Source organism: Streptomyces sp. NPDC001980 (assembly GCF_040296885.1).
Classification (GTDB): Bacteria; Actinomycetota; Actinomycetes; order Streptomycetales; family Streptomycetaceae; genus Streptomyces.
This window is the reverse complement of sequence record NZ_JBEOYD010000017.1, coordinates 42899-57577: the sequence shown is the minus strand read 5'-3', so window position 1 is coordinate 57577 and position 14679 is coordinate 42899. Positions and strand designations below refer to the sequence as shown.

Below are 14679 nucleotides of genomic sequence, written 5' to 3'. Positions count from 1 at the left end.
TGCGCACGGCGGTACCCCTGAGGCAGTATGGCCCGCGATGCGCAGAGGACTCGTACACGTAATGGCCTGGCTGCTCGCCACGGGCGCGGCGGTCACGCTGTCGTGGTGGGGCGTCCACACGGTGATGGCGGCCACGGCCTACGCCCCGCCCCGCGCCCTGCCCGTCACGGCGGCGGACGACGACCCGACGACCCAGGGCTCCAAGCCCCTGGCGTCGTCCACGTCCCGCGCCCCGAGCCCGTCGCCCACCCCCTCCCCGCGCCCGTCGGCGACTCCCGCACCGACGCCGTCCCGCACTCCGGCCACCACCCCGAGCCCGACCGCCACCGCCTCCACTTCCGCTTCGGGCCAGGTCAAGGCATACGACACGGACGGCGGCCGGGCGGTCTTCGACCTGGGCACCACCAGCGCGACTCTGGTGTCGGCGACACCGGGAACGGGCTGGTCGATGCAGGTGTGGAAGACGGAGTACTGGATCCGCATCGAGTTCAGCAGGAGCACGGACCGGGTGACGGTCTTCTGCACATGGCACGACGGCCCGCCGCAGGTGCAGGTGGAGACGTACTGAGGAGACCTACCGAGCACAGGAAAGTGAAAGACAACTAGATATTGACAGTCAACTCTCATTTGCGGGTAGCCTCTCATTACTTGCCGCCCCATGGGAGGCTCACATGTCCGTGCCCGACCTCACCCGGTCGCCGCGCCGCTGGCTCGCGCTGGCCGCACTCACCTTGAGCGTGCTGATCGTCGGCCTCGACGGAACGGTCATCAACGTCGCGTTACCGACCATCGCCGGCGAACTCAATGCCGACAGCGCCCAGTTGCAGTGGATCGGCGGCGGCTACCTGCTCACCCTGTCGGTGGCGATGCTGCCGGTCGGCCTGCTCGGTGACCGGTTCGGCCACAAGAAGCTGCTGCTGTCGGGCATTTCGCTGTTCGGCGCGGCCTCCCTGATCGGATCCCTGGCCACCTCGCCGTCGGCGGTCATCGCCGCCCGCGCGGTCCTCGGCCTCGGCGCCGCCGCGATCGTGCCGCTGTCCATGGCGATCCTGCCCCGCGTCTTCGCGAAGGAGGAACTGCCCAAGGCGATCGCCGTGTGGACGGCGGCGACCGCGCTGGGCATGCCCGTCGGCCCCGTCGTCGGCGGCTGGCTCCTCGACCACTTCTGGTGGGGCTCGGTCTTCGTGTTCAACGCCCCGGTGGCCGTCCTCGCCGTACTCGCCGGCCTGTGGCTGCTGCCCGGGGACGTCCGGCGCCCCGTCGCAGGGGCCTTCGACACCCTGGGCGCACTGCTCGGCGCCCTCGGCATCACCACGCTGGTCTACGGCACGATCCTGATCCCCGAAGCCGGCTGGACCGGCGCGCGGGTCCTGGCCTCGCTCACCGCCGCCGGCGTCCTGCTCGCCGCGTTCGTCGTCCGCGAGCGGCGCGCCCCGGCGCCGATCGTCGACCTGCGGCTGTTCGCCGACCGCCGTTTCCTGTGGGGCACGCTGATCGCCGTCTTCGTCAACTTCGCGGTGACGGGCATCCTGTTCGTCGTCCCGCAGTACCTCCAGGCGGTCCTCGGCAACGACGCCTTCGGCACCGGCCTGCGGGTACTCCCCCTGATCGGCGGCCTGATGGCGGCGGCCGCGGCGAGCGAGCCGCTGGTCCCGAGGCTCGGTGCCCGGACCGTCGTACCCCTCGGGCTGCTGCTGCTCGCCGCCGGCGTACTGCTCGGCGCGACCACGGACACCGGCGACGGCTACGGCTTCGCCGCGCTGTGGCTCGCCCTGACCGGCCTCGGCTTCGGGCTCGCGGTGGTCCCGGCCACCAGCCTGGTCATGTCCGCGCTGCCACAGGAAGGCACCGGCTCCGGCACCAGCCTCCTGGAGACGGTCCAGCAACTCGGCTCGGTGCTCGGCGTCGCCGGTCTGGGCAGCCTCCTCAGCTACGGCTATCTGTCCCGGCTGCACACCGCCCGGCTGCCCGCCGGTGCGGCGGACACGGCCCGCGACTCGGTCTCCGGCGCGAACGCGGTCGCCGCGCGACTGCACGACACCGCCCTCACCGCCTCCGCCCACGCATCCTTCGTGCACGGCATGAACCTGGTCCTGGCCGGCTGCGGGGCCATCGCCCTCTGCGGCGCCCTCCTGGCCGCGCTCTTCCTGCCCGGCCGCAGCACCTGCTCGCGGACGGTGGCCCGGTCCGCCGCCCAGCCCGCAGAATCAGTGGCATGACAACGAACGAGACCTCCTCCGCCCGCCCCGGCCTGCGCGAACGCAAGAAGCAGCAGACCCGCCAGCGCATCCGCCGGCAGGCCTACCGCCTCTTCACCGAGCAGGGCTACGAGGCCACCACGGTCGACCAGATCGCGGAGGCGGCGGAGGTCTCGCCCAGCACCTTCTTCCGGTACTTCCCGACCAAGGAGGACGTGGTCCTCCAGGACGAGTACGACCCCGCGCTCGCCGCCGCACTGCGCGCCCGCCCCGCCGACGAACCCGTCGTCGAAGCGGTCGTCAACTCCCTCAAGGGCCCCATGGGCGAACTCCTCGACCAGGACCGCGAGGACCTGCTGCTGCGCACCCGGATCGCCTTCACGGACCCCGCGATCCGGGCCCGCAATGTCGCCGAGCAGGAGCGCAGCGAGCGCGTGATCGCCGACATCATCGCCGAACGCACCGGCCGGGACCCGTCCGACCTGGAGATCAAGTGCGCGGCAGCCGCGATCATCGCCGTCTTCACCGCGCTGGTACGGCACTGGGTGGAGGGGGACGGAAAAGAGGACCTGGCGGCTCTCTACGAACGGCATCTGCCGATGCTGGCCAAGGGGCTGGACTTCTGACCGACTGCCCCGGACCGTACTTCGGGCTACCGGAACACCGTCGGAGGCGGAGCGGGCGAAGCCACGGCGGCCGCGTCCGTCACGGCGACCGCCCCGCCGGCGAAGTCCCGCAAGGTCCGCCCATGCTCAACCCGCCCAGGGTGCGGGTCGGATGCGCAGCGCCGGGTCAGCTCCCCGACAGGCAGCTGGACGTCGGCCGCCACCAGGACCGCGTTGCCGAACCGCTTCCCCCGCCACACCCCCGCGTCCGCCACCACCGCGACCTCCGCGAACCGCGCCCCCGCGGTGGCGATCTGCCCCCTCAGGTGGGTCAACGGCGGCCCGTCCGCGAGGTTGGCGGCGTACACGCCCCCCGGCCGCAACACCCTCCGCACGGCGTCCAGGAACTCCGTGGACGTCAGATGCGCCGGAGTGCGCGCCCCGCTGAACACGTCCGCTATGACCAGGTCCGCCCACGCCTCCGGGACCTTGCCCAGCCCCTCCCGGGCGTCCACGGACCGCACCCGTATCCGCGCGTTCGCGTCCAGCGGCAGCTCGCGCCGCACCAGTTGGACCAGGGCCGCGTCCCGCTCCACGACCTGCTGGGTGGACCGGGGCCGGGTCGCGGCGACGTACCGCGCCAGCGTCAGCGCGCCGCCGCCGAGGTGCACGACCTGCACGGGCCTGCCCGGCGGTGCCACCAGGTCGATCACGTGGCCCAGCCGGCGCTGGTACTCGAAGGAGAGATACGCCGGGTCGTCGAGGTCGACGTGCGACTGCGGGGCGCCGTCGATGAGCAGCGTCCAGGCCCGGCCGCGGTCGGGGTCGGGGATGAGCTGGGCGAGGCCGCCGTCGACGGCCTCGACCACGGCCTCGGCGGCGGCCGACCGGCGACGTGAGTTCCTGGACTTGCCCATTCCGCCATTTTCCCAGGCTGCGGCCGTCCGGGAAATTCAGCGGCAGCTGTCCGCGGCCTCGATCATCCGGGCCGCCTCCCCGAGCGCCCGCCGCAGCACCGCCGGATCGGTCGCCAGCTCGGCCTCGCCGGGCGGCAGCAGCCAGTCGGAGCCCTCGACCGGCGGCTCCGGGCTGAGCCGCAGCCCGCGCCCTTCGGTCTCGGTACAGGTGCTGCCGGGTACGTCCCAGCCCGCCGCCGTACCGGCCGGCACCACGAAGCCGAGGGTGCCGCCCCCGTCGTCGTGGAGCACGGGCCCCACCGCCTCCCCGGCCCCCCGGCGCAGGATGTCGACCGCCTCCAGGCCCTGCCGGGCCGGCACCGTCACGAGGTCGCATCCCGCATCGTCACAAGGATCGTTGCCCTGGCTGGTCTCCATCCCGGCCTCCACCGCGCAGCCCTCTTGCCGTCCATGAGGTCCAACGCGCCACCGCGTCAACGGCTACGGCGGAAGTCAGCCGCAAAGGATGGCAGTTCATGGCAGATCGTGGATGAGATATCCGGTTTGTAGCCAAACACAGCGTCACGGGTCCGACACAGCAGGTACGTTCTTGCCCGCCGGAATCAAGGGTCCACTCGGACAACTCACCATGAGTCCGGCATGGTTCGACGGTTCGCACGAGAGGACCCGGCCATGACGTCGTCAACCACGACCTCGTCGCAGCCCGATCGGCCGGTACGGCCGAACGTCGCCTTCCGGCAGGTACGCGGCCGGCACTCGCCGGCCGAGTTCGCCGCGCTGGTACGGCGTGCCGCCCGCGAGATCGGCGAGCGGGTGAGCTGTGACGCGCGCTACATCGGCCGGGTCGAGGCGGGTGAGATCCGCTGCCCGAACTACGCCTACGAACGGGTGTTCCTGCACATGTTCCCCGGTCGCACGCTCGCCGACCTCGGTTTCGCGCCCCGCTCGTCCGTCCGCGGACGGGCGGCGCGGCCGCCGGAGGACGTGCCCCTGGTTCTCGCCCGAGGTGAGACGCAAGGGACCGTCGAGCCGTATGACCCGCCGGACCAGTACCACCCGCACGACCCGCATGACCCGCACGAGATGCGGAACCCGCAGGACCCGTACGAGACGCACGACAACTACGAGGAGAGCGACGTGCTGCGTCGCCTATTCATGACCGGCGGGGGCGCCACCGTGGCCGCCGCCACGCTGGGCCCGCTGGGGTTCACCATCGACGCCGTGGCGGCGGACCGGCCGGTGCGCCGTGCCGGGTCCTCGCACGCGGCCGCCCTGGAGGAGGCCGTACGCCGGATCCGGTTGCTGGACGACCGGCACGGCGCGGACGGCCTGTACCGGCGCGCGGCGGCTCCGCTGCGCGCGGCGTACGCGCTCCTTGACGCGGGCGCGACCCGGCAGACGACCGCCGAGCGGTTGCTCTCGGGCGCCGGGGAGCTGGCCATCTCGGTGGGCTGGCTGGCCCATGACTCCGGCCGCTTCGACGACGCCCGCTCGCACTACGCGGAGGCGCTGGCGACGGCACGGATGACCGGGGACCCGGGGCTGGAGGCGCACGCCTTCTGCAACACGGCGTTCCTGGCGCGGGACGCCGGGCGGCCCCGGGAGGCGGTGCGGGCGGCCCAGGCCGCGCAACGCGTGGGGCGGCCGCTGGGCTCGGCCCGCCTCATGTCCCTCCTGGCCCTGCGCGAGGCGGGCGGCTGGGCGGGGCTCGCCGACCGCACCGGCACGGAGCAGGCGCTGGCCCGCGCACAGGCCCTCTTCGAGCGGGGCCACTCGGACGCCGACCCCGAGTGGATGAGCTTCTACGGAGAGGCCGAGCTGGAGGGTCTGGAGGCGCAGTGCTGGTCCATGCTGGGCGACTGGCGCCGCGCGGCACGGCACGCGCACCGGGCCGCCGAGCTGCAGGATCCGCACTTCACGAGGAACATCGCGCTGTACACGGCGGAACTCGCGGACGACCTCGCGCGCGGGGGGCGTCCGGACGAGGCGGCGACGGCGGGCATGCGGGTGCTTGACCTCCTGGACCAGGTCCAGTCGTCCCGGATCCAGGGGATGCTGGCGGGCACGGCCCGGGTGCTGCTGCCGCACCGCCGGGCGAGCGGCGTCCAGGAGTTCCTGGACCGGCACGCGTCCACGCCGAGGGTTGTGTAGGGCCGGGTTCGGCTGCGGGTGGGTGGGGGCTGGTCGCGCAGTTCCTCCCCCAGCCTTCGGCCGGGGGTACCCCCAGCGCCCCTTACGGGGCGCTGCAGTCGCGTCAGCTACATAGCTGCGGGCAGGCGTGCCGCAGGGCGGCACGGGTGGGCGATGGGGGTCCCCCCGCTCGAGCGAAGCCGAGAGTGGGGGAGGCACCCTGCCAGCGCCGGTAAGCGTCCCCACCCCCCGCCGTCACCCCGCCAGGTGCCCCAGATCGTTCCAGCTCTCGATCGCAGGCTCCCCGTAAGCCCAGCCCAGCACGGACAGCGACGTCGGGTTCAGTCGGATCCGGGCCGCGAAGTCCAGCGGCAGCCCCAGCCACCGCGCCCCGATCGACCGCAGGATGTGCCCGTGGGCGAATATCAGCACGTCGCGGTCGGCCGAGCGCGCCCAGGCGACGGCCTCGTCGGCCCGCGCGGTCACCTCAGCCAGGGACTCGCCCCCGGGGACGCCGTCCCGCCAGATCAGCCAGCCGGGGCGGGACGCCTGGATCTCCGCCGGAGTCAGGCCCTCGTACGCCCCGTAGTCCCACTCCATCAGCGTGTCCCAGCGGGCGGCACGGTCGCCGAACCCGGCGAGCTCGCAGGTCTCACGCGCGCGTGCCAGCGGGCTGGTGCGTATCTCGGCGTCGGCGAGGCCGTCGAACGGCGGCCGGTGCAGGCGCTCCCCGAGCAGCTTGGCCCCCCGCCGGCCCTCCTCCAGGAGCGGTACGTCGGTCCTGCCGGTGTGCTTGCCGGACAGTGACCACTCCGTCTGTCCGTGCCGGGCCAGCAGGATGCGCGGTGCCATGGGGGGAGAACCCTTCGGGAGAAATTCGGAAGCGGGACACCTCCATCATCGCCCAGGCTGGGAACACGCCGGGAACAGGCTGGGGAGGCGGGCAACCCGGCGCGCGCTCTCAGCGTCTTTGAGTGCTGAGCGCCCCGCATGGGCGGGAATACGCGCAACGTAAAGTGTCACGGTCGGCCCGCCGGGAGCCGCGCGGACAGGGACGAGAAGGGGGAGGCAGTCGGATGCCGCAGACCGAGAAACCGGGCACCGAGGTGGCTGCGCGAACCCGGCTGCGCTGGTGGACCGAGCTGCCGCTGATACTCCTGGTGTACGGCTGCTACACGGCCGGCCGCCTGCTCGCGCGCGGGGCCACGGGCACCGCCGTCGACCACGGCCTGGCGGTCCTGCGCATCGAGAAGGCCCTGCACCTCAACGCCGAGCACCCGCTCAACCGCCTGTTCACGCGGGAGGCGTGGCTCGGCATACCGGCGGACTTCTGGTACGCCTCGCTGCACTACCTGGTGACCCCGGCGATCCTGGTCTTCCTGTTCCGCAAGCGCGCCGAGGTCTACCGGCGGGCCCGCACCTGGCTGATGACGTCCACGTTCATCGGCCTGATCGGCTTCACCCTGCTGCCTACCTGCCCACCCCGGCTGCTGGACGTGAAGTACGGGTTCGTCGACACGATGGCCCAGTACAGCTCGTACGGCTGGTGGGGCGGCGACGCCAGCGCCCCGCGGGGCCTCGGCGGCATGACCAACCAGTACGCGGCGATGCCGAGCCTGCACTGCGGCTGGGCGCTGTGGTGCGGGGTGATGCTGTGGCGTTACGGCGGCAACCGCGTGACCAAGGTGCTCGGCGTGGCCTACCCGCTGCTGACCGCGATCGTCGTGATGGGCACCGCCAACCACTACTTCCTGGACGCGGTCGCGGGCGTGTTCGTGATGGGCGTGGGCTACCTGCTGGCGCCGTACGTGATGCGGGTCGCGGATCTCGTCAGGGTGCGGCTCACCCCGGGCGGCTCCCTCGTCGCAGCGCGCTCGCACGGCGCAGGCTCCCCGATTGTCAGTGGCGGATGCCAGACTTCGGCGGGTGAGCGAATTCCTTCGCAGCGCGAGTCCCGGCTCGCCGCCGCAGCCGAACCGGACGCTTCCCCCACAGACGCGGGGGACGGCGCTCCGGCACCGGCTCGCTGAGCTGCGCGGCCCCGCCGTCCCGGCCAAGGCCCTCGACGCGCGTGCCCTCGCGGCGCTCGCCGCGAACCCGGGGTGCAGGCGGCGGGCGATCCTGGACGGCGCCGGGGTGGACAAGACCGCGCTGGCGGGCGCCCTCGGCTCGCCGTCGGCCTTCGGCCAGTCGCAGTTCGCGCTGACCCGGGGCAACGCCTTCGAGGCGAAGGTGAAGGCGGACGGCGGCGCCGAGTTGCTGCGGCTGGTGCGCACCCACCTCGACCCGGGCGCCGAGCCCGCCGAGGGGGCCGCCGTGCCGGACCTGTCCGCGAGCGGGCCCGAGGGGCGTACGGCCCGTACGGCGCTGGCGCTGCGCGAGGCCGTCGAGGCAGGCGGCTGGGCGCTGTTCGACCATCCGATGCTGGCCCTGGAGGTGGCCGGTTCCCCCGCGTTCCTGGAGCCGGACGCGGTGGTCGTGCACCCGGACGGCAGCTGGACGGTCGTGGAGATCAAGTCCTTCCCGATGCTGGACGGTTCCGCCGACCCGGCGAAGGTGGGCGCGGCCGCCCGGCAGGCCGCGGTGTACGTGCTGGCCCTGGAGGAGGTCGCGGCCCGGCTCACCCCGGCCCCGCGCGTGCGCCACGACGTGCTGCTCGTCTGCCCCAAGGACTTCGCCAACCTGCCGACCGCCGCCGCCGTGGACGTCCGCAGGCAGCGTGCGGTCACCGCCCGCCAGCTGGCCCGGCTCACCCGCGTCCAGGACATCGCCGACGCCCTTCCCGAGGGCACCTGTTTCGCCCCGGACCTGCCGGCGGAGCAGCTCACGGCGGCCGTGGACGCCGTCCCCGCGACGTACGCGCCCGAGTGCCTGTCCGCCTGCGAGCTGGCCTTCCACTGCCGGCAGCGTGCCCGGGCGGCCGACGAGGTGACCGCGCTGGGCCGCGCGGCCCGCGCCGAGCTGGGCGGGCTGGCCACCGTCCAGGACGTGCTGTCGGCGGCGCGCGGCGAGAGCGGCGACCCGTCCGACCCGGCGGTGGCGGCCCTGCGCCGGGCGGCGGCCCTGCGGGCGGAGGCTCTTCAGGGGGCCGTGTGTCCCTGATCACCACCCTCGCCCGCCTGGAAGCCGTGAGCTCGGGCACCGCGCAACCCGCCGCGACGGTCCGCCACCGGCACCTCTCCGACCGCCCGCTGGTCTTCGTGCCGCTCACCACCGCCGGTGAGGCCGGTGCCCCGCTCGGCGCCCTGGTCGGCACCGACCGGGACGCCCCGCGCCTGCTGGTCGTACCCCAGCCGCGCGACCGCGACCTGCGGTTCGCGTTCCTCGCCGAGCTCGCCGACATCGTCCTGCCCCACCTCGACTCCTACGCCGACAGCGTCGAGGCGGCCGAGCGCACCGAGACCGACCCGGAGACCGGCAAGCGGGTCAAGGTCGAGGTGGAACTGTGCGCGGACGCACCCCAGTTGATCGTCCCGGGCCGCGCGGGCATCGAGTACGTACGGCTGCTGGGGCGGTCGACGCGGTTCCGGCGCACGGCGGAGCAGGACCCGGAGGCGCCCTACCCGGCGCCGCCCCGGGTGCCGCTGCTGGGCCGCTGGCTCACCCACTTCGGCGAGCGTGCCCGGGTCCCCGGCTCCTCCCTGCTCCTCGCCATGACGGACCTGCTGTCCCGGCACTGGGCGACCGGCCAGTCCGGCATCGAGGACCAGCACCTGGGCGCGCTGCTCGCCTGGATCGCCCCGCCCGAGGAGAGCACGGGCGCGGCGGCCGCGCGGGTGGCCGAGCTGGCGCGGGACGGCGACGGGCAGTTGCTGTGTCCGCCGGCCGGCCCCGCCACCGACCCGGCCTTCGACAACAGGCTGCTGGCCCCCGCCTTCGAGCGCTACGACCGGGCCCGCACCGCCCTCGCCGAGGCCGAGGACGGTCTCCAGGCCGACGACCGGCTGATGATCCTCACCGCCGCCGAGCGGGAGATCCGCGCCCTGGTCGAGAGCCGTACCCGGCCCACCTGGGACGCGGTCTGGCAGGGCCTGGACCTGCTGCGCGGGCTGCCGGAGGGCGCCCGGACCGAGGAGCGGTGGACGCGCGACCGCTGGTCGTTCACCGGTCACCGGGACCGGGTGCTGGCCGGCGAACCCCCGCAGCCGCGCCGCGACGACGCGGTCACCGCCGCCAACAAGCTGGCCACGCGCGAGCGCGAGCAGGCCCGGCTGGAAGCCCAGGAGGCGCTCGACGACCCGCTGGTGATGGCGGGGCGGCGGCTGTCCGGGGAGGCGTTCGCCGGGGAGGTCCTCGACGTGGTCATGGCGTACAGCGAGGGCAAGCGGCCCAGCCCGCGCCCGCTGGTGACCGTGCGCACGGAGGACCGGCCGCAGCTGGGCGAGCGCGCCAAGGCCTACCGCTCACTGGGCGGCAAGCCGCAGTCGACGGAGTTCGTGGGGTACGAGGCGGAGGGGGTCCTGGTGCTGCGCGTCCTGGACAAGATGGGCCGCGGCAAGGAACCCGAACCCGGATCGGTCCCCGAGAAGGGCGACCGGCTCGTCTTCACCCTGTTCGAACACGAGCAGCGCGGCGGCGCCAAGCTGCCCGACCCGGAGGACACCCCGTGGACGCACGGCGGCCCGCCGGGCGAGGCGGCACCCGAGGCGGCCGACACCGCGACGCCGGAGGACATCCTGTGACGACCACGGACTTCGATCCCGGAACGGCCGCCGCGCAGGCCACCGCCGCGATCCTGCACGACACCCTGCACGGCACCGACCGGGGCGTGGTCGTGGACTCCCCGCCGGGCGCCGGCAAGTCCACGCTGGTGGTCCGGGCCGCGCTGGAACTCGCGGACGCGGGCCGCCCGCTGATGGTGGTCGCGCAGACGAACGCGCAGGTCGACGACCTGGTCCTCAGGCTCGCCGAGAAGAACCCGGAGCTGCCCGTAGGCCGCCTGCACAGCAGTGACGCCGACCCGTACGACAAGGCGCTGGACGACCTGCCGAGCGTCCGCAAGTCGGCGAAGGCGGCCGACCTCAGGGAGGCGCAGGTCGTGCTGTCCACCGCCGCGAAGTGGGCGCACGTGAAGGTGGACGAGCCCTGGCGGCACGCGATCGTCGACGAGGCGTACCAGATGCGGTCGGACTCGCTGCTCGCCGTCGCCGGCCTGTTCGAACGGGCACTGTTCGTGGGCGACCCCGGCCAGCTGGACCCGTTCGCGATCGTGGGCAGCGAGCAGTGGGCGGGCCTGTCGTACGACCCGTCGGCCTCCGCCGTCTCCACCCTCCTCGCCCACAACCCGGGCCTGCCCCAGCACCGTCTCCCGGTCTCCTGGCGCCTGCCGGCGTCGGCCGCGCCCCTCGTCTCCGGCGCGTTCTACCCGTACACCCCCTTCCGCAGCGGCACCGGCCACGGCGACCGGCGCCTCGCCTTCGCCGTCCCCGCCGACGGCTCCGGCCCCGACCGGGTCATCGACGAGGCGGCGGAGTCCGGCTGGGGCCTGCTGGAACTGCCCGCCCGGCACACCCCGCGCACCGACCCGGAGGCCGTCCGTGCGGTGGCGACGGTGGTACGGCGGCTGCTCGACCGCGGCGGCGCGACCCGCTCCGAGCGCTCCCCCGACCCCGCCCCCCTCACCGCCGACCGGATCGCCGTCGGCACCGCCCACCGGGACCAGGCGGCGGCCGTCCGCGCGGCCCTGGCGGAGCTGGGCGCGGCGGACGTCACCGTCGACACCGCGAACCGCCTCCAGGGCCGGGAGTACGACGTGACAGTCGTCCTCCACCCGCTCTCCGGCCGCCCGGACGCCACCGCCTTCCACCTGGAGACGGGCCGCCTCTGCGTCCTCGCCTCCCGCCACCGCCACGCCTGCATCATGATCTGCCGCGCCGGCGTGACCGACCTCCTGGACGACTACCCGTCGACGGAACCGGTCCAGCTGGGAACCCTCGTGAAGTTCCCGGACGGCTGGGAGGCGAACCACGCGGTGCTGGCGCATCTGGCCGAGCACAGAGTCAGCTATCGGCCTTAGGGTCCCCTTGCGCGGGCGCGGGACAATGGACGGTGGTCATCGGACCTCAGTCATCGACACCGTACGAGGAGGACCAGACATGGCGGAGCCCACGCCGCGTCGGAACGAACCGCGGCTACGCCCCGCGCCCCTGCTCTTCGAGCCTGTGGAAGCGGTCGCCGACCCCGAGCACTTTTTCGGCCTGGAGTCGATCGACGACCCCGGGGTGCTGCTGACCCGTGCGACGGAGCTGGCCCAGGCGTTCCGGGTGGCCACCGACCGGGCGGTGGAGTTCCAGGCCGTGGCCGCGGCCCAGCTCGCCGACCCGCGCCGCTTCGACCGTCTGACCCCGGCCGACATCGCCGAGCGGGCCGAGTGGACCGAGGACTACGCGAAGAAGATGGTCGAGTTCGGCCGGGATCTGCTGAGGGGGAGGGAAGGGCAGGGGCCCGAGCAGATCTAGCGGATGGCATATGCCGGGTGGGCAAGATACGCCTCTCCGTTCGGTCCTGTCCGGGTTTCCCGCAACTGACGGCGAGCGGGCGTTCACGAGGGGTATCAATTCCCCATGAGCCGCACACCGTACGAGACCTTTCCCGGTGACTCCGGTGCCCTCGGTGACCTCGGCGACGCAGCCGGGGTCACCTCCGACGGGGCCGCCTGGCTGGCCTCCGCAGGAACGTATCCGCGGAGCACCCTCGCGTTCTGGGAGGAGCGGCCGGACGCCCCGGTCGTCCTGCCCTGCGGGACCGTGTTCGACGTGGTGAACACCCCGGCGATCTTCGGCCGCCGCATGCTGGACCGGCTGTGGGACGAGGGGCCGGGCTCCGGGCCGGTCGCGGTGTTCCGGGGCCGGATGCTCCTGTTCGCCGCCCCCGGCACCGCCGCCCGGCTGCCGTCGCTGCTGGGCTGGGAGGAGTGGGGCGGCCGCGGCGAGGCCGTACCGCCGCTGCTGTGCCACGGCACCGGCGACGCGGTGACCGTCCCGGCGCCGGGCGCCGGCCCCTCCCCCGCCCCGGCCGGCACCCGCTGGCTGGTCGCCCCGGACACCCGGCACCCGTGGCTTCCGGGCCCGGAGATCCTGCTCTGGGCGGCCGTCCGCGCGGCCCGGTCGACCGTCCGCATATCGATTTTTCCTCCCGCCGATCAGGATGCTAAGGTCTACGACGTCAGCAGGCGCCGCTAGCTCAGTTGGTTAGAGCAGCTGACTCTTAATCAGCGGGTCCGGGGTTCGAGTCCCTGGCGGCGCACGCGAAGTAGGCGAAGGGCCAAGCTCCTGTGAGCTTGGCCCTTCGCCTTTGCGTCGGCAGGGTTCAGTCCGGCTTCGCCGGTGTGATCTTCACGTTCCAGGCGCCGGACTCCGTCCGCCCCTCCACCGCCACCCGTACGCCGTCCCCCGGCACGGTGAAGCTCTCGCCGAGGGCGACCGGGGCGTCGGCCAACGGCGGGTAGACCGAGTTCTCCCAGCAGGCCTCGGTGCGCGGATGGGCGTCGATCACCTCGATCGGGCCGCTGCCGGAGGCCGTCTCGTCGCGGACCCGGTAGACGAGGATGCCCTGCCGGCAGGCCGCGCTGTCGTTGCCGGACGTGCCGCGCGCCTCGAAGGCCAGCACGGTGTCGGGCCCGGTGCGCACCACCGCCAGCTTGGTGCCGTCGCCGAGCCCGAAAGCCGGGGCGCCCGCGGCACCCTGCGCGGGCACGCCCGGCCCGGCGGCGAGCGGTTCCAGGGTCAGCCGGGTCGGCGCGGTCCCCCGGACGCACACCACCTGGCGCGGATCCAGCCATCCGAGCTTCCACTTGTGCCAGGCGAAGAGATCCGGGGAGAGCCCGAACTGGCTGCCCATCAGATCCCAGTCGCCGACGTACGTGTCCCAGTCGCCCTTGCCGTCCACCGGGCGGTGGTAGAGGTCGGGGAGGTCGAAGACGTGCCCGGTCTCATGGGCGAGAACCAGCCGGTCCGGCGGGTGCTTCTCGAAGACCGTGACGACCCGGCGGACGTCGGTGCCGTCCACGTGCACCGGGGTGTCGAGGTTGACCACCTTCGTGGCGTCGGAGTCGACGCCGGGCGCGTCCGGATCGGCCACGAGGTACACGACGTCGTAGCGCGAGAAGTCGACCTCGGGATCGGCCGCCGCGAACGCGTCCCGCAGGTAGGCGGCCCGCAGCGGGACGCTCCAGTCGCGTCTTATCCCGTACTGGACCGAGGGCCGGGGCATCCGCAGCCAGTGGGTCAGCGGGTGCGGGCGGATGGTGAACTTCCCGTAGGAGGCCTGCTCGTAGTAGCGGCTGGTGGCCGGGAAGTGGTCGGCGGCGAGCTCCGCGGGCGATGTCTGCGGGGCCGAGTCCGGGAAGGAGAGGAACACCATCACGGCCGAAAGCGGATGGGTGGGGCGGGTGTAGTCGGGGTTCCAGGTGTCGACGCCCTCGGAGTGGTGCGCGTCGGTGCGGTGCAGGGCGCAGGGGGCCGTGGAGAACGGCTCGGCGGACGACGGCCCGGTCAGGATCGTCGTTGCGACGAGCGCCGACATCGTGGTGAACACGGCGGCGGAACTGCGCAGCAGGAGACGCGGCACGGAAGGACCTCCGGGGCGGTTCGCGGGACACCGCACCCAGCCTCTGTGAGTTTGTCACCTTATGACCTGTTTATCTGCACCAGAAGGGTGAGGAGCCACCTGCTCACCACGGGCAGACCCGAACGGCCGACACCCCGGGACGCTAACGGAACGTCACAAGTGGTCGGGCGCCCCAAGAACCCGTCCAGGTGCGGGCAGAAACGATCTGTCAGAAACACCGGTTCATCGGGGACACTGGACAGTGGCTGGAAGGCCCTCGGG

Annotated in this window: 14 protein-coding genes and 1 tRNA gene; 11 read left to right on the top strand and 4 right to left on the bottom strand. The window is 73.4% G+C overall.

The annotated features are described in order from the left end of the window. Nucleotides 1-37 precede the first annotated feature (37 nt). The 3 genes from ABT137_RS25545 to ABT137_RS25535 all read left to right on the top strand — a co-directional run bounded on the left by ABT137_RS25545 (nucleotide 38) and on the right by ABT137_RS25535 (nucleotide 2824). Complete coding sequence (locus tag ABT137_RS25545) at nucleotides 38-568, top strand: hypothetical protein (RefSeq protein WP_351712697.1); 531 nt, start codon at nucleotides 38-40, stop codon at nucleotides 566-568. Between the two features lie 103 nt (nucleotides 569-671). Then, the gene (locus tag ABT137_RS25540) at nucleotides 672-2219 is read left to right on the top strand and encodes an MFS transporter (RefSeq protein WP_351712695.1); all 1548 of its coding nucleotides are present in this window, start codon (nucleotides 672-674) and stop codon (nucleotides 2217-2219) included. Beyond that, nucleotides 2216-2824: an acyl-CoA-like ligand-binding transcription factor gene (locus tag ABT137_RS25535; protein ID WP_351712693.1), complete on the top strand. Its 609-nt coding sequence runs from the start codon at nucleotides 2216-2218 to the stop codon at nucleotides 2822-2824. Before ABT137_RS25540 ends, ABT137_RS25535 begins: the two co-directional genes overlap by 4 nt. 26 nt (nucleotides 2825-2850) lie before the next feature. On the opposite strand, the gene ABT137_RS25530 is transcribed toward ABT137_RS25535, so the two are convergent. Together ABT137_RS25530 and ABT137_RS25525 are read right to left on the bottom strand one after the other, a co-directional pair. After that, complete coding sequence (locus tag ABT137_RS25530; protein WP_351712691.1) at nucleotides 2851-3720, bottom strand: spermidine synthase; 870 nt, start codon at nucleotides 3718-3720, stop codon at nucleotides 2851-2853. Between the two features lie 36 nt (nucleotides 3721-3756). Continuing rightward, on the bottom strand, nucleotides 3757-4137 hold the full coding sequence (locus ABT137_RS25525; protein ID WP_351712689.1) for a hypothetical protein: 381 nt from the start codon (nucleotides 4135-4137) through the stop codon (nucleotides 3757-3759). 255 nt (nucleotides 4138-4392) lie between these two features. Here ABT137_RS25525 and ABT137_RS25520 point away from each other — a divergent pair, with 255 nt between their 5' ends. Beyond that, on the top strand, nucleotides 4393-5871 hold the full coding sequence (locus ABT137_RS25520; protein ID WP_351712687.1) for an NsdA family TPR-like regulatory protein: 1479 nt from the start codon (nucleotides 4393-4395) through the stop codon (nucleotides 5869-5871). A 234-nt stretch (nucleotides 5872-6105) separates the two neighbouring features. On the opposite strand, the gene ABT137_RS25515 is transcribed toward ABT137_RS25520, so the two are convergent. Next, nucleotides 6106-6702, bottom strand: coding sequence for a histidine phosphatase family protein (locus ABT137_RS25515; protein WP_294010261.1), 597 nt, complete (start codon nucleotides 6700-6702; stop codon nucleotides 6106-6108). Between the two features lie 224 nt (nucleotides 6703-6926). Between ABT137_RS25515 and ABT137_RS25510 the strand changes: the two genes are divergently transcribed. The 7 genes from ABT137_RS25510 to ABT137_RS25480 all read left to right on the top strand — a co-directional run bounded on the left by ABT137_RS25510 (nucleotide 6927) and on the right by ABT137_RS25480 (nucleotide 13095). Beyond that, the gene (locus ABT137_RS25510; protein WP_351712685.1) at nucleotides 6927-7880 is read left to right on the top strand and encodes a phosphatase PAP2 family protein; all 954 of its coding nucleotides are present in this window, start codon (nucleotides 6927-6929) and stop codon (nucleotides 7878-7880) included. Beyond that, complete coding sequence (locus ABT137_RS25505) at nucleotides 7777-8952, top strand: hypothetical protein (protein ID WP_351712683.1); 1176 nt, start codon at nucleotides 7777-7779, stop codon at nucleotides 8950-8952. The genes ABT137_RS25510 and ABT137_RS25505 overlap by 104 nt, the downstream gene beginning before the upstream one ends. Then, nucleotides 8943-10532, top strand: coding sequence for a hypothetical protein (locus ABT137_RS25500; RefSeq protein ID WP_351712681.1), 1590 nt, complete (start codon nucleotides 8943-8945; stop codon nucleotides 10530-10532). The genes ABT137_RS25505 and ABT137_RS25500 overlap by 10 nt, the downstream gene beginning before the upstream one ends. Next, nucleotides 10529-11866 carry an AAA domain-containing protein gene (locus ABT137_RS25495; protein ID WP_351712679.1) on the top strand — a complete coding sequence of 446 codons (1338 nt, stop codon included), beginning with the start codon at nucleotides 10529-10531 and terminating at the stop codon, nucleotides 11864-11866. Before ABT137_RS25500 ends, ABT137_RS25495 begins: the two co-directional genes overlap by 4 nt. A gap of 79 nt (nucleotides 11867-11945) precedes the next feature. Next, nucleotides 11946-12308, top strand: a complete 363-nt coding sequence (locus ABT137_RS25490) for a DUF8844 domain-containing protein (protein WP_351712677.1) — start codon at nucleotides 11946-11948, stop codon at nucleotides 12306-12308. A 105-nt stretch (nucleotides 12309-12413) separates the two neighbouring features. Further along, a complete protein-coding gene (locus ABT137_RS25485; protein WP_351712675.1) occupies nucleotides 12414-13031 on the top strand; it encodes a bifunctional DNA primase/polymerase in 618 nt (205 codons plus the stop codon). Continuing rightward, nucleotides 13022-13095 (top strand) — tRNA-Lys (locus ABT137_RS25480). Before ABT137_RS25485 ends, ABT137_RS25480 begins: the two co-directional genes overlap by 10 nt. A 63-nt stretch (nucleotides 13096-13158) precedes the next feature. On the opposite strand, the gene ABT137_RS25475 is transcribed toward ABT137_RS25480, so the two are convergent. Beyond that, nucleotides 13159-14373, bottom strand: coding sequence for a M6 family metalloprotease domain-containing protein (locus ABT137_RS25475; protein WP_351712960.1), 1215 nt, complete (start codon nucleotides 14371-14373; stop codon nucleotides 13159-13161). Between the last annotated feature and the right edge of the window lie 306 nt (nucleotides 14374-14679).